Origin of the sequence: Micromonospora sp. NPDC093277 (assembly GCF_044765245.1) — a bacterium.
Classification (GTDB): domain Bacteria; phylum Actinomycetota; class Actinomycetes; order Mycobacteriales; family Micromonosporaceae; genus Micromonospora.
The window spans coordinates 267,085-285,988 of sequence record NZ_JBIWJO010000006.1 but is presented as its reverse complement, the minus strand read 5'-3'; the positions used below and the strand labels follow the sequence as shown (position 1 = coordinate 285,988).

Here is an 18,904-nt window from a genome sequence, read left to right as displayed (position 1 = left end):
CCAGCAAGCGGTTGTGGCAGCGCCGGCAGGCACGCACACAACCGCTTGCTGGTGTCGGAGGAGGACGGTCTACACAGTCCGTGGGGTCCAGCTGAAGACGCCCCGGGTGCGCGGATCGGCGGTCACCGAGAGCCATTCGCTCGCGGTCGCCCCGAACGTCTCCAGGCGGGTCAGGTTCGCCACCCCGGCGTAGGTCGGCTCGATCTCGTACCGGTGCTCGTCACCGTGCACCAGCAGCACCGGCTTGCCGTAGGCGAGCGACCGCTCGACGATCCGGGCCCGGATCTCGGCGAATCCGGGAGTCTCCGTCGGCTCGGCCTGCATCAGCAGCAGCACCCCGGCGGCGTTGCTGGCCTCGGCGGTGTCGAACGTGGTGTCGATCCAGTCCAGGGCCGCGGCCTTGCGCGCGGCGAACTCGGCCAGGCGCACCTCGGGCTGGTCACCGCCCGGCAGGTCCGACCACGGCACGAGATCGTTCTCGCTGCCGATGACGTGTACGGCGGCGAACACGACCCGGCTGCGCTCGAACAGCACGTTCTCGCGGTACGCGGCGTGCCGCGGGTCGGTCGCCTGGGTCCGCACCGGCGTCGACCGCTGCCCGAGGGTCCACCCGGGCTTCGGGAAGAAGGTCCGGCGAACCGCCTCCAGCCGCTCGGTGGGGAGGTAGCGGCCGGCCGCGGCGCGGTGGCAGTCGGTCCAGTCGTTGTCGCCGGGGGTGAGGATGAACGGGTCGGCGAACGTCCCGTAAAGGTCGACCAGATCCGCGAACCGGGCGTCGTCGCAGGTCGAGGAGCCGTCCTTGATGTCGCCGGCGTGCAGCACGAACCGGATGTCCGGGGCGGCGTTGATCTGGTTGACGAGGGCAGGGAAGGCGGCCCGCTGGGCGTCGCCGTACGGGGTGTCGCCGAGCAGGGCGAAGGTCACCGGCGCGGCGGCCGCAGCGGCGGGTCCGGAACCGCCGGGGGCGGCGCTGGCGGCGGGAGTGACGACGCCGGCCAACGCGGCACCGGCCGCGACGGCGGCGGCAAGAGTACGTTTCATGACCTGATTGCCGCAGAACGCCGCCACGTCAGGGTTACCGACCGAGGGCCAACCGGTGACGAATAACCGACGTCGCCGCCGACGGTTCGACTCCAGGCGTTCGACCGTCGTCTCGCACGAAGGTGGGCACCCGGAAGCGATTGAGATCCGGGCCCGCCTACGCGGCCGCCTCCTCCTCTTCCTCGCCGGCCTCCTGCCGCTGCACGTACGTCTGCGCCGACTCGTCCTCCTCGGACATCTCCTCCTCGCGCTGCACCGACGGGTGGTCGTGCCCGTCGTGCTCCGCGGACCGCTGGACCGCCGGCGCCGAGGCGGGCGAGGCGGGGGTGGACATCAGCCGGTCGGCATTCGTGACGGCCTCCCGCTCGAAGCGGTCGGACGGGTCACTGACCTTCACCCCGCCGCCGGTGTCGGTGCCGTCCACCGGCCCGCTGCGCTGCTGCACCACGTGGGTCAGCTCGTGAGCGAGCATGTGTTGGCCGGTCGGCGAGGCCGGGTCGTAGCTGTCGCGCTGGAAGACGATGTTCGACCCGACCGTGTACGCCTGCGCGTTGACGGACTTCGCCGACTCGTGCGCCGCTCCGTCGGTGTGCACCCGGACGTCGGAGAAGTCCTGCCCGCCGAAGCGGGTCTCCATGTCCGTCCGGACGTCGGTCGGCAGCGGGGACCCGCCACCGGAGTTGACGACGTCGTGCACGGGGGAGCGGTCCCCGGTCGGCTCCAGCAGCTCGCCGACGGCCTGGTTGCCCACCGCCCGTTGCAGGCCGAGCAGCCCGGACGCGCCGAGCACGTCGGGCCGGCTGGCGGTGGCGGCGGCATACATCAGCGACTCGCTGTCCCGTTCGCCGCCGGCCGGACGGTCACCGGCCGGGCGTACGGCCGAATCGGAGTCGAATTCACGGTGTCCGCGCATGGTGTACCCCCTCACGCCGGGCCTGTTTCGACCGTCCACCCTCGGCGGGGGAGCGGGCCAGCCCTGCCCGGCCGTCGCGAGGGCACCGCCGCCTGCCCGAAGGGGCAGTCAGCCGACCGCCAACGGCAGCCAGGGTCCGAACTCGCTCTCCAGGGTCAGCCGGCCGAGCTTGCGGTACTCCCGGCCGACCGCGCCGACCAGCTCGGCCATCCCCACCGGCCGGCCCGCTTCGGCGGCCAGGTAGCCGGCGGTCACCGCGGCGGAGCGGATGTGGCCGCCGGCCAGTTCGAAGGCGCCGGCCAGGAAGTCCAGGTCCATGTCGGGGTCACGGGGCACCCGGTCACCGAGGCACCGGTCCCAGAGCGCCCGCCGGGCCGCCTCGTCGGGCACGGGGAAATCCACCACCACGTCGAGCCGCCGGGTGAACGCCTCGTCCAGGTTGGCCCGCAGGTTCGTGGCCAGCACCGCCAGCCCGTCGAAGGTCTCCATCCGCTGCAACAGGTACGCGCTCTCGATGTTGGCGTACCGGTCGTGCGCGTCGCGTACCTCGGAGCGCTTGCCGAAGATCGCGTCCGCCTCGTCGAAGAGCAGCACCCCGTTCACCCCGGCCGCCTCGCCGAAGATCCGCTCCAGGTTCTTCTCCGTCTCCCCGACGTACTTGTCCACCACGGTGGCCAGGTTGACCGTGTACAGGTCCAGCCCGAGGCTGCCGGCGACCACCTCGGCCGACATGGTCTTGCCGGTGCCCGAGTCACCGGCGAACAGCGCCGTCACCCCGTGCCCGCGCCCACCGCCCGGGCGCATCCGCCACTCGCGCAGCACCCGGTCCCGGTGCCGGGCTCGCCCGGCCAGCTCGCGCAGCAGCGACAGCGCCGGTGCCGGCAGCACCAGGTCGTCCCAGCCGACCTCCGGCACGATCCGCCGGGCCAGCCGCTCCAGGCCCGCCGCGTTCTGGGTACGCGCGCCCGCCCGCAGGTGCGCCTCGTCGACCCGCTCGCCGGACGCGGCGGCGAGTTGGACGGCCACCGCGGCGGCCCGCCGGATCGCCGGTGCGCCCAGCACGAACTGCGCGGTGGCGGCGGCCGGGTCGAGTCCGTCGGCGAGCCGGTCGGGCAGCGCCGATCGCCACACGGCCGCCCGCTCGTCCGCGGTCAGCGGCGCGACGTCCACCTGCAGTGGCGCCAGCGACGTCCACGTCGGATCCCACGGCTGCGTCCCGTAGGCCAGCACCGGTGCCGGGCCGGCGGTCAGCCGGGACCAGAGGGCCCACGGTTCACCGCCGTGCACCGGCCCGACCACCAGGCCGGCCCCGGTGAGCAGCGCCTCCCGTACCAGCAGGGTGGCCAGTTCCGCCGGCTGTGCCTCGGCGGCCAGCCGGGGCAGGTCCACGGCCAGGGCACCACGCCCGGCCCGGTCGAGCGCGGCCGCCGCCAGCGCGCGGGCGCTGCCGCCGGGACTCTCCCGCAGGTACGCCAGGCGGACCCCGGCCCGATCCAGGGCGCGACCGAGCGGTTCCGCGTCGGATGGCGACGGCGCGGACGGGGTGACCGGTTCGGCGAGGCCGATCAGCAGCGGCTCGGGCGCGCCCGTGCCGAGCAGCCAACCGCCCACCCGGTCCGGCACCCACAGGCCGCGGCTGAGCACCGGCCGGTCGGGGGAGTCCACCCGCAGCAGCGCCAGGTCGACCAGCGGCGCTCCGGCGGCCAGCCGGAGCCGGGCCGACGTGGCCGCCTCGGGTAGCCCGCAGAGCCGCAGCGCCAGGCCGATTGACGGGCGGCGGCGGGTGACGTCGTCGTTGAGGTACCCGTAGAACTGTTCGAACCGGCTGTCCACGTCGGGGGCGAGGGCCACCAGCAGCAGCGCCTCGTCCAACGGGGTCAGCCCGGCCGTGGTGGCCAGGGCGGCCAACCGGTCACCGGATCGGATCGCCGACGGTCCGTCGGCACACCGGGCGCCGGGCGCGTCGTTGGTGCCGGCGGCGTCGGTGGTCGTGGCGTCCGGATCGCCGGCCGGGCCGGCGGGCCACGGGTCGAACGGCTCGCGGGCGGCGGCGAGGGCGGCGTCGACCGCCTCGTCGGAGAGGTAGAGCCCGCGGAACGGGTCGTCCGGCTGCGGGTCGCCCTCCCGGCGGCGCGCCACCGCCGCGCGTACCGCCAACTCCGCCCGCTGCAGGCGGCGCAGCAGCGTCAGTGCCTCCCCGGCCACCGTTCACCCTCCGGTACGCGCCGGGCGGTGCCGGACCCGGTCGTCGCCGTCGCCGGTCCGGTCGGCGACCTCGGCCACCATGCCCTCGCGGGCCGGCGGTCCGACCGGCATCTCGCGGCCGCTGTCCACCGGGGCGCTGACCACCAGGTCCAGCGATGGTTTCAACTCGCCGCCAAGCGCGGTCCAGACGTCGGCGAAGGCCCGGTCCTCCGGGGGCGGCAGCGCCACCGTCATCGGCACCGGCATGCCGATCGTGGCCACCGAGCCGGTCAGCACGGCCGGCGGTAGCGCGTCGAGACGCAGGAAGCACAGCAGCAGTGAGGAGAGCAGCCGATGCTCGTCCTCCGGCCGCTGCGTCCACGCGGTGACCAGGTAGGACAGCTTCACGTAGCGGGGCGGGGCGATCCGGCGGGCCACCTGCCCCCGCTCGTCGTACTCGTTGATCAGCCCACGCGAACGGCGGCGCAGATCCTCGCGGATGTCATAGAGGTAGAGGTTGACCGTGGGCGCGTTGCGGCGGGCCGCCCACTCCTTCGTCGGCGCCTCCAACACGATGTCCACGCTGGAACTCGGCAGGGCCTCCTCGCGGACCAGGCGGCGCAGCGCGTCGTCGATCTCATGGATCACCCCGTCACCCCCGGCCGCCGAAGGCGGGTGGGCCGAGTTCGCGCGGCACCACCAGGAACGGCTCGGGCGCGCGTACCGGGCCGAAGGCGCGACCCGAGACCGGGCCGACGGTCAGGCCCCGCGGCCCCAGGGTGTCCTTGCGCAAGATCAGGACCTGGGTACGGAAGCTGCCGTCCGCGCCGACGGTGACCGTGTCAGGGGTGGTGGTGATGCCGGGCTCCCAGCGCAGCCGCACCTGCGCCCCGGCTGGGAAGTCGGTGCCGACCGCGGTGGTGACGAAGCCGGGCGGGCCGATCGCCGGGTCGAGGCGTACCCGTGGCGCCAGCACCCGAACCGGTGCCTGCGCGGTATGCGCCGCCGGCATCCCTCGCACGGTGGCGGCGAGCCGGCCGGTGACCGTGCCGGTGACCGCTGCCCGCGCCGGCAGCACCACGGTGATCACCTGCTGGGTGGCGGGGCCGAGGGTGCCGAGCAGGCAGAGTCGACGGTCGGCACCGCAGCGCGGGTCGGCGGTCTGCGGGGGCAGCAGCGGCGCCGGCGCGGCCACGTCCAGCCATACGTTGTCGGCCGGCAGCCGGGTCGCGTTGCGGACGGTGAAGGTGACCGGGATCGAGTCGCCGCCGACGTAGCCGGGTTGGCCGCCCACCGAGACGGTGAGGCTCAGGTCGGGGACCGGCAGCCGCTGGAACGTCGGCTGGCTGCCGACCTCCCGGATCACGGTGGTGGGCGTTCCGCCGCCGCTGGGCAGCACCACGATGTCCGCGGGTTCGGCCGACGGGAAGCCGGGCCCCTCGCCGTCCCACAGGGCCACGGCGATCCGGCGTCCGTCCGGGGACCAGGCCGGGTCCGCCACCGTTCGGCCGGCTCGGTCGCTCGCCGGGAGCGGATGTCTCGCGCCGGTGCCATCGGGCGCCACCACGCACAGGTCCCGGCCGCTGTCGGCGAAGGCGATCGCGGCACCATCCGGCGACCAGGCCGGAGCACCGTCGGCGGACCGGCTCGGGCAGCCGTCACCCACCCGCGCGCTGAGGTCCCACTGGTCGGTGACGGTCAGCGTGCCGGCGGCGCTGCCGTCGAGGCGGGCGAGCCAGATCCGGCTGCCTCGGGCCTGCGGGTCCGCCACCACGATCAGCGCCGTGTCGGATCCGGTGCGGCCGGCGCTGTCGGTCGCCGTGCAGGTCACCACGGTCTGCCCGATCGGGAACAGGGAACCGGACGGCGGCTCGCACCGCACCGGCAGCGGCCGGTCGGCACCGTCCACCGCTGACGCCCGGTAGGTCACCCGCGCGCCGTTCGGTCCGGTCGGTGCCACCTGCACGTCGTCGACCTGCACCAGCGGCATGCCGGGTCGGGCGACCCGGACGACCAACTCCTGTGTGGCGTCCGCTCCGGCCTCAGGTGGTTCGAGGTCGAAGCGCACCGTGCAGCGCAGCACCGAACCGGGGACCGCGTCCGGGGCGACCGAGACGGTTTCCGCGAAGACCGCCCGCTCGCCGGCAGCCACCCGGGCGGGATCGGGGTCGAACTCGACGGAGAGCCCGTCCTCGCAGGTGGCGCTGGGCTTCACCGTGACGGTGAGTTCGCGGATGGCCTGCTCCACCGCGTCGATCATGTCCGCCGGGTCGCTGTTGGCGGTGAGCCGTCCACCGGTGGCCGCGGTGATCCGCCCGGCCGCGCCGTCGTAGTTGAGGCCGCGTTCGAAGTCGGCGCCGACGATGGGTACGCCGATCAGCGCGATCCCGGCGGCCCGCAGCTCGCGGGTGAGGTCGGCCTCGGCGATGGTGCCTTCCTCGGGCGGCAGGGGCGTCTTGTCCACGCTGTCGGTGTCGCTGATCAGCACCACCACCCGGCTGCTGTCCGGGCGGAAGCTGATCCGGTCGTTGCGGGCGAGCTGCCGCAACGCGTAGAACCAGTTCTCGATGCCGTACGGGTTCTGTGCGGTCAGGTGGCCGACCGCGTCGTAGACCGCGGCGTCCTGGTCGGTCACCGGCTGCCGCGGGAAGTACATCAACTCGTCGTAGGGCCCACCGACGTCGGCGCGTCCGCTGAACGTGGCGAGACCGAACCGGGCCTCGGGCTGGCTCTTCCGGACGTTGCCGATCACGTCGGGCAACCGGGCCTTGAGCTGCTCGATGACGCTTGAACCGCCCTCGCCGGGCTGGGACATCGAGGCGGTGTCGTCGACCAGGAAGACGATGTCCGGCCGGGGAGGAATCTCCGGCGTGCGTACCGACTGCTGCACGGTGAACGCCCTGCCGGGAAGCGCGGGCCGATCCACGACGGGGGTCGCCAGGTCGCTGTCCCGGGCCGAGGCGTACCGGGCGAAGGCCAACTGCCGGCCGTCCGGTGACCAGGACGGCTCGGTGTCGCTGCCGGTGAGGTACGCGGGCACCGGCACCTCGGCGAGCAGCCGCGCGTCGGCGACCGAGACGACCAGGAGCCGCGACGGGCCCTCGCCGTCCGACGGCTGCCGGCTGAAGGCGATCGCGTCCCCGGCCGGTGACCAGGTCGGGTCGGTGTCGCGGTCGCGGTCGCCGGTGCCGGGCGGAGCGAGGAGCTGTGGGTTGGCGCCGGTGGCGTCGGCGACGACGATGCGGGCACCGCCGCCGGGCTGCTCGGCGCTGTAGGCCAGCCGGAGGCCGTCGGGGCTGAACGCCGGCCCGGTCTCGGACATCCCGGGCCGGGCGGTGTGGTTCCGGCGGTCACCGCCGGTGGCGTCGGCGCTCCACACGTCGGTGGTGTCGTCGGCCTCGGTGGCCGTCCACAGCAGGTCGTTGCCCTGCCAGCCGGGCTGGTGCTGCGGCAGCGGGCCGGTGGCGACCGGGACTGCCCGGCCGGCCCGGAGGACGTACACGTCACCTGACGGGTCGTCGCGGGTGGTGGTGAAGGCCAGCTGGGTGCCGTCGGCGGACCAGGCCGGCTCCGCGGCGTCGCCGGGGCCGGGCACCACCCTGGTCACCGGGCCGCCCGTCGCGGCCACCGTGGCCACCGTACGCAGGCTCAGGGCGCTGGCCGGAGCGAAGCGGGTGGTGGTGAAGGCGAGCCGCCGACCGTCCGGCGACCAGGCGGGTTGCCCGTCGGCGGCCGGGCCGTCGGTGAGCCGTACCGGAGCGCCGCCCGCGGCGGGCATCACCCAGAGATCGCCGGCGGGGTCGTCGCGGGTGCTGGCGAACGCGATCCTGGTGCCGTCGGGGGACCAGGTCGGCCAGCTGTCCTCGGCCGGGTGGTCGGTGAGCCGGCGCAAGCCGGTGCCGTCGACGCCGACGGTCCAGAGGTCGGCACTGCCCGCCCGGTCGCTGCTGAAGGCGACCCGTCGGCCGTCGGGGGACAGCGCGGGGTGCGCGATGGTGCCGGGGCCGCCGACCAGCAGCAACGGCGCCGACCCGGGCCGGCGTAGGTAGAGCCCGCCGCCCAGGTCCGCGCCCCCACCGACCGCCTTCCGTCCCACCCAGACCACCCGGCCGGCGCGGGCGTCGGCCTCCTGCTCGGCGTCACCGCGCTCGGCCTCGGACAGCAACGGCTGAGGCCTTTCGGTGGTGGCCCTGCTGATCAACAGCGTCGGGCGTTCGGGGCTGGTGTAGCCCAGCCGGTAGTCCACCTCGGCCAGCGACGATGCGGGGGCCGACGCCGGCTGGCCCGCGGGCTCGGGGGCAGCCACGGCCGGCCCGGCCAACAACGCGAGCACCATCACTCCCCAACGGCGACTGCCCCAGCGCACGACACCTCCCGCGCTCACCTGTGCCCCCACCGTGGCTGCCCGCGCTCCGTCAGGTGGTGACAGTCGGTGCCGGCCTGTGGGCAGGGTGGTCTGCCCGAACGGGCAGCGCGCCTCAGATCAGGCCGTTACGCAACGCGTACGCCACCGCGTGGCAGCGGTTGCGGAGGTGCAGCCGGCTCGTCACGTCGTGCAGGATGTTCTTGATCGTCCGCTGTGAGTAGGCCAGCTTCGCGGCGATCTCCGCGGTGTCGAGGCCCTCCGCGACCAGGCGCAGCACCTCCACCTCCCGCTCGGCCAGCCCGGAGAAGGTCAGCCCCCGCGGCCCGAGCACCTCCCGTTGCAGCGCCCCGACCTGCTGCAACAGCCTGCCCAGGAGGTCCGGCGGCACCGCGCCCTCGCCGGCCGCGGCGGCCCCGATCACCGCGACCAGGCGGTCCGCGCTCGCCTCCGACCTGCGCACGATCCCCGCCACCCCGTGCTCCACCGCCGCGACCAGGCCGGCGTCGTCCACCTGGGTCACCACCAGCACCAGGGCGGACCTGCCCCGACTGCGAAGAGCGCGCAGCGTACGCAGGGTCGGTTCGTCGATGCTGTCGCTGACGATCACGGCGACGACGGCCTGCTCCGCTTCGGACTCGTCGAGCAGCAACACCTCCGGACGGGGGCGGAGCTGGCTGACCACCCCGGCCCGGGAGATCACGTCGGTGGAGTAGAGGTGGACGGGCAGACGTCGCATGAGCCCTCCCAGCGGCTGCTTGTCCGGACGACACGTTGCGCTGAGTATCGCCTCGCGCGCCAATCGTGCAGTCAACGTGGGTTCAACGGCCCCCACACATTGCCCCAAGGTCTTCCTCTACGCCTGATTGAATCGACGAGGCCGATCCTAGAGTCGCGCCATGACCACCGACGCGAACCTCGAGACCGGCCTCGTCGAGGTCAGCCCGGGCAGCGAGGCGAGCTGCCGGCTGGAGATCCGTAACGGCGGCCCGATCGTCGAGTCGTACGTGATTGAGGTGCTCGGCGAGCCGGCCGGCTGGGCCAGCGTGGATCCGCCCACCGTCTCGGTCTATCCGGGCTCCGCCGAATCCGTCACCGTCCGCTTCCACCCGCCCCGCTCCGCCCAGGTGGTGGCCGGCGACCGGCCGTTCGCGGTGCGGGTGACCCCGACCGAGACTCCGGATGCGCAGGTCGTCCCGGAGGCCACCGTGCGGGTCCTGCCGTTCGCCGAGATCGCGCCGGAGATTCTGCCCCGCACCTCCCGAGGCCGTTGGGGTGGCCGCCATGAGCTGTCGGTGGCCAACCAGGGCAACGTCCCGCTCGGCCTGGTGCTGACCGGCAGCGACCCGGACAACCGGCTCAACGTCGCGATCCGCCCGCCGCAGGTCACCGTCGCCCCCGGCACGACGTCGTTCGTCCAGGTGCGTGCCCGCCCGCGCCGGCTGCTGTGGCGCGGCCATCCGGTCACCGTTCCGTTCCAGGTCAACGTCAGCTCCGACGACACGCCCCCGGCGGCCCTCGACGCCGCTACCGTGCAGGAGCCGCTGCTCCCGCGGGGGTTGGCGCGCGTGGTGGCGGCACTGCTGGTGCTGGCACTGGTGGGTGTGGGTCTCTGGTACGCGCTGCTGCGCCCCACCGTGAAATCCCTGGCCGAGGAGGCTGCTCAGGAGCAGGTCGCGCCAGTGGCTCAGCAGGCCAGCGCCGCCGACGCCCGCGCCCAACAGGCGGACAGCAAGGCCCAGCAGGCGGTCGATGCGGTTGCGCCGGGGGCCGCCTCCCCGCTGCCCACCCCGAGCACCAGGCTGCCACCGCCCTCACCGACGCCCAGCGCGGGCGTGCCGGGTCTCCCCGCCGGTGCCGAGTCGTTCAGCCGTCGACTCTCCGTCACCGCGAAGACCGGGACCAACCGCACCGACCAGTACACCGTGGCGGCCCGTCGGGTCTTCGTGCTGACCGACATCTTCCTGCAGAACCCGCAGGGCGATGAGGGACGCCTCGACCTGGTGGTCGACGGCACGACGGTGCTGACTGTGGCGCTGAACAACTTCCGCGACCTGGACTACCACATGGTCTCGCCGATCGAGGTTTCCGCCGGCCGGGTGATCAGCCTGCGAGCCACCTGCCGACGGGCCGGCACCACGCTGGACGGTGCCGGCGGCGGAGGGGGTCAGTGTCGCGACTTCGCCCTGCTCAACGGCTACACCCGCGCCGCTGCACCCGTCCGCGGCTAGGTCCCAGGGCACCGGCCGTGGGAGGCCTGTGCCTAGGACGACGATTCGTCGGCGGCGTGCCGGAGACCGCGTTCATCGTGGGCCGGCACCCGCTGCCGGACCGGCTCGACCGGCGGGCGGGATGCCGGGTCGGTCTCCGTGGCGAGATGCTCCGTCTCCTGGACCAGGTAGTGTGGCCGGCGTTTGGTCTCGTAGTAGATCCGGCCGATGTACTCCCCGATCACGCCCAGAATCATCATCTGGATCCCGCCGAGACCGATCACGCTGACGATGATGGTGGTGTAGCCGGGGACGTCGATGCCCTTCTCGACGGCGTCGGCGACCACCCAGGCCATGTAGCCCACGGCGATCAGGGTGAGGAACAGGCCCCCGTAGATGGCCAGGCGCAGCGGCCGGTTGTTGAACGACAGGAGCCCGTCGAACGCGTAGTTGAAGAGCTTGCCGAAGCTCCACCTGCTCCGCCCTGCCTGCCGGGTCTCGTTGCGGTGCGCGACCACGACGGTCCGGAACCCGATCCAGGAGAACAGCCCCTTGGAGAACCGGTTGTACTCCGGCATCGCCAGCACGGCGTCCACCGCCAGCCGGGACAGCAGCCGGAAGTCGCCCGCCCCGTCCTGCAGCCGTACGTCGATCCACCAGTTGACGATGCGGTAGAAGGACCGCGAGGCCAGCGTACGCAGGAACCGGTCGCCGTGCCGGTCCCGGCGGGCGATCACCTGGTCGAACCCTTGGCGGTAGAGCGTCAGCATGTCGGGCAGCAGCCGGGGCGGGTGCTGCAGGTCGGCGTCCATGATGACGACCGCGTCGCCGGTGGCACGCTTGAGGCCGGCCAGCATCGCCGCCTCCTTGCCGAAGTTGCGGCTCAGTGACGTGTACCGCACGGACGGGTCCCTGGTGGCGAGCCGGCGCAGCGCCTCGAGAGTGCCGTCCTCGCTGCCGTCGTCGACGTACACCAGTTCGACCTCGACGTCGGGCAGGTCCGCGAGCGCCTCGATCACCGCCGTGTGTAACCGCTCCACCGACGCTTCCTCGTTGAAGCAGGGCACCACCACCGACAGCCGCACCATCGTCATCCCATCCGGTCCGTGGTTGTTGACGCGTCACCGGCAGCGCGCCGCGCCGCGCCGGCTTCCGCGCGACCGGAATCGAGCCAGGTTAATTGAAAAAGTTGAGGATGCAAACTTAGCGGCTGAACTGGGCGGGCGTCCAGAATGGGTCGCGGCCGATGTATCCGATGAGTCGGGTCTGGGCGTCGGCGTCGTCGGGGGTGGGCACGCGTGCGCCGTACTGTCCTGACGAGCGGAGCAGGTTCTCGAGAGGCTCCATCCCCGCCAGCAGCGCTGCGCAGAAGTCGGCGTCGAGCCGATCGTCCTGCCCGGTGGCGCGGGCCAGGTCCCACGTGTGCATGAACACGTCCGAGGTGTAGAACCGGTCGATCGCCTGATCCAGCGGCACCTCGCCGATATGCCGGTTGGCCAGCACCCGTTGCGCGGTTCCCGGGTCGTCCAGCAGCGCCTGCACCCCGTCACGGTGCGCCTGCCAGGCGGCGACCGGGTCGTCGTCCACGCTCGGCCCGCCGGCCAGCTCGACGTCGGCGCCGGCGGCGAGGAACGGCGGGAGCCATTCGACGAGGTGGCGCACCACGTCCCGGGCTGTCCAGCCGGCCACCGGCGCGGGGACGTCCCAGTGCCCGGCGGCGCGGACGCGGTCGGTGAAAGCGGCGGCGACGTGGCGGTGTCGCGCGGCGGGGTCGAGTTCGGACAGTGTCATCGGGCAGCATCCTTTCGGCTGGCGGGTACGGGCGGACGGGTCGCGGCAACCGTCATGGATCAACTACCGCCGGCCGGCCTGCGGGCGTACACCCGCTCCACCGTGCCGGCCTTGAGCCGCTCGGATTCGACGACCTCAAGCCCGGCGGCGGCCAGTAGCGACCGGGGACGGCGGGTCATGTGCTCGCCGGCGGCGCGGATCGTCATCAGCTCGACCAGCCGTTGCCCCGCCCAGACCGGCCACCAGTTGCTGCCGATGTGATCGAGGAGCAGCAGCCGGCCACCGGGACGCAACACCCGGGCCATCTCCGTGACCGCCGCGCGGTGATCGGGTATCGCGCACAGCGACAGGGTGCACACCACCGTGTCGAAGCTGGCGTCGGCGAACGGCAACGCCTGGGCGTCCGCCACCCGCAGATCGACCTCCTGACCGAGGTCAGCCGCGCGCTTCCGGGCGATGTCCAGCATCGCCGGACTCAGTTCGATCCCCGTGATGTGTCGCGCCCGTGCCGGGTAGAACGGGAAATTCCGGCCGGTGCCGACCGCGACCTCCAGCACGTCGCCGGTGGCGCGGGAACACACCCATTCCCGGCCCCCGCCGAACTGGACCCTCTCCCAGAACTCGATGCCGCGGTCGTAGCGGGGAGCTACCGTCTCCCACACCCGCCGCGCCTTCGCTGTCGACTCTTCCTCGGCTGTCACGAGAACCTCCGGATGCGAATGGTCAGGTACGACGGGCGGATGACTGAGCCGGGGCGCCGGCGGCGGCGATCACGCCGGCGATCACGCGGCGGATCCGGTCGGCCGCCGCGGCGGCGTCCGGCTGCCCGGCGTCGAGCCAGGCGATGACGGCCTCGACCGCGACGGTGGGCGCCAGCTGGGCCGCCCACCGTGCCCAGGTCTCGTCCGGGACCGCGGCCTTGATCTGTGCGTGCGCGATGTTGGTCATCTCGGTGCGGAACGCGTCGATGCAGGCCTGGAACTCCGGCTCCCTGGCGGCATGCACGAACAGCAGCCGGAAGCCCGCCGGCTCGTCGGCGGCCGCCGCCAGCAGGCCGTCCACGCTCGCGCCGGTGAAGCCGCCCACCGGCTCGTCGACGTGGGTCGTCAGCAGGGCGCACACCCGGTTGAGCACCGCGTGGTAAAGGTCGGTCTTCGACTCGAAGTGCCGGTAGAGGAGCACCCGGGTGACGGCCGCCTCGGTGGCGATGTCGTCCAGGCTCGTGCCCGCGAACCCGGCCCGCGCGAACGCCCGGGTCGCCGCCACCAGGATCTGCTCCCGCCGCTTGGCACGTGGCAGCCGCCCCGCTGCGCCGGTAACGGTCGCCATTTCCACCTCCCGACCCCAGTTGTTGACTTCAGAGTGTACTACCCCTGGTGTTGACTATTGGGTTTACCACGCGGAGTGGGTGCGGCGGGCAGGTGGCGGCGGTTTCGGTGATCGGACCGGGGGAAAGCCGGACGGCGAAACCTGACGGGGGATGGACATGACCGACAGCATCGACCGGGACGGCGTTCAGCGGCTGGTCCGGCAGGAGCGTGCCCAACTCGTAGAGGTGCTGCCCCGCCCGGAGTACGAATGGGCTCACCTGCCGGGCGCGGTGAACCTGCCGTTGAAGCAGCTCAGCGCCGAGACCGCGACCACCCTCGACCGAAGCCGGCCGGTCGTCGTCTACTGCCACGACACCGAGTGCGACCTGAGCCCCCGTGCCGCGGTGCGGCTGCGCCGGCTCGGCTTCCCGGCGGTGTACGACTACGTCGCCGGGAAGATCGACTGGCTGTCCCACGGACTGCCGCACGGCGGCGAGGCCCTGCTGGTCGGTGATGTCATCGCCCGCGACGCAGCAACCTGTCGGCTGGACGAGCGCCTCGCCGACATCCGCCGCAGGCTCGACGAACCGGACCTGTGCGTCGTGCTCGACGGCGGCGTCGTGCAGGGCGCGCTGCGCGGCGAGGCGTTGGCACACGCGCCGGGCCGGGCCACCGCTGAGCAGGCGATGACCCTCGGGCCCACGACCGTGCGTCCGAGCGAGGAGATCGAGGTGTTGACGGCACGCATGCGCGACCGTCACGTCAACGCGATCCCGGTCACCACGTCGGAGGGACGCCTGCTCGGGGTCCTGCTTCGAGAGGCGGCCGAAACGGCGCTGACCCGTCACCGTCAGGCGACGGCACAGCCGGTCGGGGCGTAGCGCCGTCGTTGCGTAGGCGGTGCGCCGCCAGCGACACGAGCAGGACGGCGGCGGCGGTCAACGAGATGCTGCCACCGGCGGCGATGTCCCACAGCCGGGAGAACCACAGCCCCCCGGCGGCGCTGCCGGCACCGAGCGCGGCGGCGAGCGCGGACATGGGGGCGAGGCGGTCGGTCCAGGCGCGGGCGGCCGCTGCGGGGGCGACGATCAGCGCCAGGGCGAGGATGGTGCCGACGGCGGGCACGATCGCGACGACGACGAGGTCGATCAGCAGCAGGAGAGTGAGGTCGAGCAGCCGGACGCGGTACCCGGCGGCGCGGGCGCCGGCGGGATCAAAACCGATGTACAACAGGTGCCGGCCCCCGACGGTGAGCGCGGCGGCGGTGAGCGCCAGCAGGGCACCGGTCACGACCAGGTTCTCGGTGGTGACGGTGAGGATCGAGCCGACGAGGAAGGCGGACAGGTCCCGGCTGAATCCGTTCTGGGTGGCGACCAGCGCGACGCCGAGCGCGAAACCGGCGGAGAGGACGACGCCGGTGGCGGCCGTGGCCTCCTGACCCCGGGTACGCGCCAGCGCGGCGACGGCGGCGGCGGTCAGCAGCCCGGCGACCACGCCGCCCAGGTAGATGTTGACTCCGAGGATGGACGCGGCGACCACGCCGGGGAACGTGGCGTGGGCCATGGCCATGGCGAAGAAGGACAGCCGGCGCAGCACGACGTGCACGCCGACCAGTCCGGTGAGTACCCCGACGGCGACGGCCTCGACCAGGGCGCGGCCGAAGGCGTCCCGCAGCAGCCAGGTCACCGGGCCGCCGTCGCGCCGGACGGGTGGCGCTGCCGGCGCAACTGCCCGGCGAGCAGGGCGAGCAGGTAGCAGGTCACCAGGGCGAGCACCACCGCGGCGGCGGAGGTGAGCCGAACGCCGTAGCGGACGGAGGCGGTCCAGCTGGCCACCAGGCCCAGGTAGGCAGCGAGGCCGGTGACCGCGGTGGCGATGACGGACATGGCGGTGAGCCGGTCGGTGAGCAGGCGTGCGGTGGCGGCGGGCACGATGAGCAGGGCGATCACCAGGATGGTGCCGACGGCCTGCACGGCGGCGACGACGACCAGTGCGACGGCCGTGTTGAGCCCGAGATCCAGCAGGGTGAGGCGGTATCCGGCGGTGGCCGCGGCGATCGGGTCGAAGGCCCGCAGGACCAGCGGCCGGGCGGTGACGGCGAGGCCGGTGAGCACGACCGCGGCCAGCACGGCGGTCTGCGCGAGCTGGGCGGGGGTGACGGTGAGCAGCCGGCCGAACAGGAACGCGGTCAGGTCACTGGTGTAGGAGTGCCGACGGGACACGAGCACCACTCCGATCGAGAACATGGTGGTCAGCAGCACGGCCACCGTGGTGTCGTCGCTGAGCCGCCCCCAGCGGGTGAGCACGGTGAGCGCGACCGCGGTCAGCAGGGCGGCGACGAGCGCCCCACCGGCGATGCCGGTCCAACCGGAGACGAGGAACCCGATGACCACGCCGGGGAAGACGGTGTGGGTCAGCGCGTCGGCGACGAAGGCCAGCCGGCGCACGAAGACCAGCACGCTGACCGGCCCGCACACCAGGGCGAGCAGGAGCAGTTCCGCGGTGGCGCGGCCCATGAAGGGCACGCTGAACGGCGCGACGAGACCACTCATACCGTCACCGTCCGGGCCGCGTGGTGTGCAGGTCGGCGGCCTGGCTGCCGTAGCCGTGGGCGCCGGGGAGCTCCGCCAGGATCCGGGCGGTGGGGCCGGTGACGGCCCGGCCGCCGTGGATGAGGCAGGCGGTGTCGGCGAGGTCGCGGGCCAGGCGCAGGTCGTGGGTGCTGAGCAGTACGGCGGTGCCGGCGGCGGCAAGGTTTCGCAGTTGCGCCACGATGACGTCCTGGCTGGTGGCGTCGAGACCGTTGAAGGGTTCGTCCATGAGCATCAGCCGGGGCTGGGCGGCGATGGCGCGGGCGAGCAGGACCCGTTGGCGTTGGCCGCCGGAGAGCAGTCCGAAGCGGGTGCGTGCGCGGTCGGCCAGCCCGACCCGGGCCAGCGCGTCCGCGGCGATGGCGCGGTCGGCCGCGCGGATCTGTCGTAGCCAGCGGGTGGGCCGGTAGCGGCCCATCAGCACGACGTCGGCGGCGGTGACGGGGAAGTCCGCGTCGAGGGCATCGACCTGCGGCACGTAGGCGGCGGCGCCGTGGGCCTGCCGCGGCGGCCGTCCGGCGACGGTGATCGCGCCGGCGAGGACGTCGGCGAGCCCGACGACGGCCTTGATGAGGGTGGACTTGCCGGCACCGTTGGCGCCGACGAGGGCGATGATCCGACCGGGCTCCACGGTGAGATTCACGTCGGTGAGGACGGCGTGGCGCCGGTAGCCGACGCCGACCCCGACGAGGCGGAGGGCGGCGTCGGCTACCGGCGCGCGGGTGGGTTCAGCCACCGATGGCCGCCACGATGGTGTCGGTGTTGTGTTCCTCGGCGCCGAGGTAGGTGCCCTGTGGGGTGCCTTCGGGGCCGAGGCTGTCGCCGTAGAGGGCGTCCTCTCCGCCGACCACCTTCACGCCCGACTGACGGGCGATCGCCTCGGCGGCCTTGGGCGGCAGGGAGCTCTCGCTGAAGATGGCCCTGGTGCCGGTGGCCTTGATTTTCGCCACCAGGTCGTTGATCTGGGTGGCGGACAGCTCGGCGCTGGTGTCCATGCTGGGGATCACCGAGCCGATGAACTGCAGCTGGTAGCGGTCGATGTAGTAGCCGAACGCGTCGTGGTTGGTGACCAGCTTGCGGTCGTCCGCCGGCAGGGTGGCGAACTTGCGCTCGTTCTCCGCGTCGAGCTTGTCCAGCTTCGCCGCGTACGCCTGGAAGTTTGCGCGGTAGGCGTCGGCATGGCCGGGGTCGGCGCTGACCAGGGCCTTCTCGATGTTCTCCGCCATGGTCTTCGCGTTGCGGGGGTTGTGCCAGATGTGCGGGTCGCCGTCCTTCGTCTCCTCGTCGTCGGGGTCGCCCTTGCGCAGGGCCACGCCCTGGGAGGTGTCGACGACGGTGCCGGTGAAGCCGGCCGAGGAGATGGTGTCGTCGAGCCATCCCTCGAGTCCGACGCCGTTCTTGACGACGAGCTTGGCGGCCCCGATCGCCTGGATGTCGGCGGGGGTGGGCTCGTAGTCGTGGGGATCGACGTTCGGCTTGATGATCTGGGTGATGCGGACGGCGTCGCCGCCGACGTTGCGCGTGAAGTCGGCGACCTCGGGCGTCGTGGCGACCACGGTGATCGTGCCGCGCTGCGCCGCCGTCGAGGTGCCGGTGTCGGCACCGCAGCCGGCGGAGGCGCCGATAGTCGCCATCGCCAGGACGGTGCCGAGCATACGGATGGGTAGGTTCACAACCGCTCCTTGCTCATCGGATGAACGAAACGGTAGTCATTTCCAATAAGCTCGTCCAGCTGTCGGGTGCGCATATCAGCACCCGTGCAACTCTCCTGCCTCAGCCGACGGGCGAGGCCCGTGTACGGTCAGCCGGCCGATCTGCCGAGCCGGCCGCGGCAGATGAGCCAGGCGAGGACCACGGACATCGCCGGTATCAGGGCGGCGACGTTGTGCCATGCGATGTAGGCGGTGGCGGTGGCGAACGCGGCGGCGGGGTACAGGGCGACGACGAGGCCCCGCGCCGTCTGCCCGTCGGGGGGCCGGCCGCCACCACGGCGGCGCAGCAGCTCGCCGATGCCCATACTGAGCCCCGTCCAGGTGCCCGTGATGTAGGTGGTGGCGACACCGGGTAGGCGCAGCCGGGCCGCGATGACGCTCTGCATCCCCATCGCGGTGCCGGCGAGAGCGATGAGCGCGTATCGCGGCGCGCCGTCGGGGCGGCCGGTCAGCAGGTGCCACCACACCGCCGCGGCCAGTAGCAGCCACACCTCGGCGAGCAGCGCCGCACGGACGTGGCGCGGTCGGGGATTCTCCGGCAGCGCGGCACCGAGGGCCACCGCGGCCAGCACGTACGCGCCCAGCGCGGTCGCGGATCGACTGAGGGCGGGCCAGTCACCGGTGGCGGCACCCAGGCCGAGCAGGACGGTGTTGCCGGTCATGTTGGCCGGGAAGACGTGGCCGAGACCGAGGTAGCTCAGCGCGTCGGTGCCGGCCGCGGTCACGGTGAGCGCGCTGATGAGAAGATTCTGCCGGCCCCGGCCCGCACTCATACCAGGTCTTCGGCCT

The 18,904-nt window shown here is 73.1% G+C and carries 17 protein-coding genes; 2 read left to right on the top strand and 15 right to left on the bottom strand.

What is annotated here, in order from left to right; genetic code table 11:
* Positions 1 to 69 precede the first annotated feature (69 nt).
* The 6 genes from ACIRG9_RS15805 to ACIRG9_RS15780 form a co-directional block, all read right to left on the bottom strand.
* The gene (locus ACIRG9_RS15805) at positions 70 to 1,041 is read right to left on the bottom strand and encodes a metallophosphoesterase (protein ID WP_402855639.1); all 972 of its coding nucleotides are present in this window, start codon (positions 1,039 to 1,041) and stop codon (positions 70 to 72) included.
* A 157-nt stretch (positions 1,042 to 1,198) separates the two neighbouring features.
* On the bottom strand, positions 1,199 to 1,954 hold the full coding sequence (locus tag ACIRG9_RS15800) for a DUF4157 domain-containing protein (RefSeq protein WP_402855636.1): 756 nt from the start codon (positions 1,952 to 1,954) through the stop codon (positions 1,199 to 1,201).
* Between the two features lie 108 nt (positions 1,955 to 2,062).
* Positions 2,063 to 4,159, bottom strand: coding sequence for an AAA family ATPase (locus tag ACIRG9_RS15795; RefSeq protein ID WP_402855633.1), 2,097 nt, complete (start codon positions 4,157 to 4,159; stop codon positions 2,063 to 2,065).
* A gap of 3 nt (positions 4,160 to 4,162) precedes the next feature.
* A complete protein-coding gene (locus ACIRG9_RS15790; protein WP_402855630.1) occupies positions 4,163 to 4,786 on the bottom strand; it encodes a DUF4255 domain-containing protein in 624 nt (207 codons plus the stop codon).
* 4 nt (positions 4,787 to 4,790) lie between these two features.
* Entirely contained in the window at positions 4,791 to 8,504 is a 3,714-nt protein-coding gene (locus ACIRG9_RS15785; RefSeq protein WP_402855627.1) for a VWA domain-containing protein, read from the bottom strand.
* 112 nt (positions 8,505 to 8,616) lie between these two features.
* Positions 8,617 to 9,240, bottom strand: coding sequence for a LuxR C-terminal-related transcriptional regulator (locus tag ACIRG9_RS15780; RefSeq protein ID WP_402855624.1), 624 nt, complete (start codon positions 9,238 to 9,240; stop codon positions 8,617 to 8,619).
* 160 nt (positions 9,241 to 9,400) lie between these two features.
* Between ACIRG9_RS15780 and ACIRG9_RS15775 the strand changes: the two genes are divergently transcribed.
* A complete protein-coding gene (locus tag ACIRG9_RS15775; RefSeq protein WP_402855621.1) occupies positions 9,401 to 10,732 on the top strand; it encodes a hypothetical protein in 1,332 nt (443 codons plus the stop codon).
* 32 nt (positions 10,733 to 10,764) lie between these two features.
* Here the strand turns inward: ACIRG9_RS15775 and ACIRG9_RS15770 are convergent, their stop codons facing one another.
* The 4 genes from ACIRG9_RS15770 to ACIRG9_RS15755 all read right to left on the bottom strand — a co-directional run bounded on the left by ACIRG9_RS15770 (position 10,765) and on the right by ACIRG9_RS15755 (position 13,831).
* Positions 10,765 to 11,805: a glycosyltransferase family 2 protein gene (locus ACIRG9_RS15770; RefSeq protein WP_402855618.1), complete on the bottom strand. Its 1,041-nt coding sequence runs from the start codon at positions 11,803 to 11,805 to the stop codon at positions 10,765 to 10,767.
* A 109-nt stretch (positions 11,806 to 11,914) separates the two neighbouring features.
* Complete coding sequence (locus ACIRG9_RS15765) at positions 11,915 to 12,502, bottom strand: TIGR03086 family metal-binding protein (RefSeq protein ID WP_402855615.1); 588 nt, start codon at positions 12,500 to 12,502, stop codon at positions 11,915 to 11,917.
* A gap of 59 nt (positions 12,503 to 12,561) precedes the next feature.
* The gene (locus ACIRG9_RS15760; RefSeq protein ID WP_402855612.1) at positions 12,562 to 13,164 is read right to left on the bottom strand and encodes a class I SAM-dependent methyltransferase; all 603 of its coding nucleotides are present in this window, start codon (positions 13,162 to 13,164) and stop codon (positions 12,562 to 12,564) included.
* 61 nt (positions 13,165 to 13,225) lie between these two features.
* Positions 13,226 to 13,831 (bottom strand): TetR/AcrR family transcriptional regulator, encoded by a 606-nt coding sequence (locus tag ACIRG9_RS15755; RefSeq protein ID WP_402855610.1) that lies wholly within the window; start codon positions 13,829 to 13,831, stop codon positions 13,226 to 13,228.
* Between the two features lie 157 nt (positions 13,832 to 13,988).
* Between ACIRG9_RS15755 and ACIRG9_RS15750 the strand changes: the two genes are divergently transcribed.
* The gene (locus tag ACIRG9_RS15750) at positions 13,989 to 14,693 is read left to right on the top strand and encodes a rhodanese-like domain-containing protein (protein WP_402855607.1); all 705 of its coding nucleotides are present in this window, start codon (positions 13,989 to 13,991) and stop codon (positions 14,691 to 14,693) included.
* On the opposite strand, the gene ACIRG9_RS15745 is transcribed toward ACIRG9_RS15750, so the two are convergent.
* From ACIRG9_RS15745 to ACIRG9_RS15725, 5 genes are all read right to left on the bottom strand, one after another.
* A complete protein-coding gene (locus ACIRG9_RS15745; protein ID WP_402855604.1) occupies positions 14,590 to 15,498 on the bottom strand; it encodes a metal ABC transporter permease in 909 nt (302 codons plus the stop codon). The genes ACIRG9_RS15750 and ACIRG9_RS15745 overlap by 104 nt on opposite strands.
* Positions 15,495 to 16,364 carry a metal ABC transporter permease gene (locus ACIRG9_RS15740; RefSeq protein WP_402855601.1) on the bottom strand — a complete coding sequence of 290 codons (870 nt, stop codon included), beginning with the start codon at positions 16,362 to 16,364 and terminating at the stop codon, positions 15,495 to 15,497. Before ACIRG9_RS15740 ends, ACIRG9_RS15745 begins: the two co-directional genes overlap by 4 nt.
* 4 nt (positions 16,365 to 16,368) lie before the next feature.
* Positions 16,369 to 17,139 carry a metal ABC transporter ATP-binding protein gene (locus ACIRG9_RS15735; RefSeq protein ID WP_402855598.1) on the bottom strand — a complete coding sequence of 257 codons (771 nt, stop codon included), beginning with the start codon at positions 17,137 to 17,139 and terminating at the stop codon, positions 16,369 to 16,371.
* Complete coding sequence (locus ACIRG9_RS15730) at positions 17,132 to 18,076, bottom strand: metal ABC transporter substrate-binding protein (RefSeq protein ID WP_402855595.1); 945 nt, start codon at positions 18,074 to 18,076, stop codon at positions 17,132 to 17,134. Before ACIRG9_RS15730 ends, ACIRG9_RS15735 begins: the two co-directional genes overlap by 8 nt.
* 128 nt (positions 18,077 to 18,204) lie before the next feature.
* Complete coding sequence (locus ACIRG9_RS15725) at positions 18,205 to 18,888, bottom strand: YoaK family protein (RefSeq protein ID WP_402855592.1); 684 nt, start codon at positions 18,886 to 18,888, stop codon at positions 18,205 to 18,207.
* Between the last annotated feature and the right edge of the window lie 16 nt (positions 18,889 to 18,904).

What these genes read in the sequence shown, in the direction of transcription:
- ACIRG9_RS15775 (WP_402855621.1), top strand. Translation starts at nt 9,401, where the DNA reads ATGACCACCGACGCGAACCTCGAGACCGGCCTCGTCGAGGTCAGCCCG.
- ACIRG9_RS15770 (WP_402855618.1), bottom strand. Translation starts at nt 11,805, where the DNA reads ATGACGATGGTGCGGCTGTCGGTGGTGGTGCCCTGCTTCAACGAGGAA.
- ACIRG9_RS15800 (WP_402855636.1), bottom strand. Translation starts at nt 1,954, where the DNA reads ATGCGCGGACACCGTGAATTCGACTCCGATTCGGCCGTACGCCCGGCC.
- ACIRG9_RS15780 (WP_402855624.1), bottom strand. Translation starts at nt 9,240, where the DNA reads ATGCGACGTCTGCCCGTCCACCTCTACTCCACCGACGTGATCTCCCGG.
- ACIRG9_RS15765 (WP_402855615.1), bottom strand. Translation starts at nt 12,502, where the DNA reads ATGACACTGTCCGAACTCGACCCCGCCGCGCGACACCGCCACGTCGCC.
- ACIRG9_RS15725 (WP_402855592.1), bottom strand. Translation starts at nt 18,888, where the DNA reads ATGAGTGCGGGCCGGGGCCGGCAGAATCTTCTCATCAGCGCGCTCACC.
- ACIRG9_RS15755 (WP_402855610.1), bottom strand. Translation starts at nt 13,831, where the DNA reads ATGGCGACCGTTACCGGCGCAGCGGGGCGGCTGCCACGTGCCAAGCGG.
- ACIRG9_RS15805 (WP_402855639.1), bottom strand. Translation starts at nt 1,041, where the DNA reads ATGAAACGTACTCTTGCCGCCGCCGTCGCGGCCGGTGCCGCGTTGGCC.
- ACIRG9_RS15740 (WP_402855601.1), bottom strand. Translation starts at nt 16,364, where the DNA reads ATGAGTGGTCTCGTCGCGCCGTTCAGCGTGCCCTTCATGGGCCGCGCC.
- ACIRG9_RS15750 (WP_402855607.1), top strand. Translation starts at nt 13,989, where the DNA reads ATGACCGACAGCATCGACCGGGACGGCGTTCAGCGGCTGGTCCGGCAG.